The organism is Acinetobacter sp. ANC_7512, from assembly GCF_056779935.1.
This window is the reverse complement of the sequence record NZ_JBWYIX010000036.1, coordinates 1-451: the sequence shown is the minus strand read 5'-3', so window position 1 is coordinate 451 and position 451 is coordinate 1. Positions and strand designations below refer to the sequence as shown.

The following is a 451-nucleotide window of genomic DNA, read 5'->3' as shown; positions in this document are numbered from 1 at the left end:
TTTTGCAGTTGGGTGGAGATTTGTCCTGTGGTGTCATCAAAGCGGAGTTGTCCATAGCCTTCGCCTTGGACTTCTTTACTTTTAATCCCTGAGAGTTTTTTGGTGTCCGGCAGTTGGCCTTGACTGTCGAATCGAGTTGGGCTGCGTTGGGCTTCATGTAGGCGGCCTACCACAAAGGGACGGTCGATGTTGCCGTCAAAGAAGTCGATAACCACGATTTCATTGATTCGAGGAAGGAAGCGTGCGCCATAGCCTTCGCCTGCCCATGGGGTCAGTACATCGACCCAAGCTGAATCGGTGTCGTTGTTGTTACTGCCTGCACCGCCATCAAATTGGTGGTCTTCTGCTCGGGTAAACAGGAAGCGTACTTTGATGCGTCCCCATTCATCGACATGGATTTCTTCTCCTGCAGGTCCCACCACTTTGGCGCGTTGCGGATGGGTGCTGGGTC

At 52.8% G+C, this 451-nt stretch carries 1 protein-coding gene; it reads right to left on the bottom strand.

Annotated elements, in window-relative coordinates:
- Window positions 1-451, bottom strand: a 451-nt coding sequence (locus tag AC1M9H_RS14350) for a phage baseplate assembly protein V (RefSeq protein WP_481613652.1), incomplete at both ends; no start/stop codon positions are given.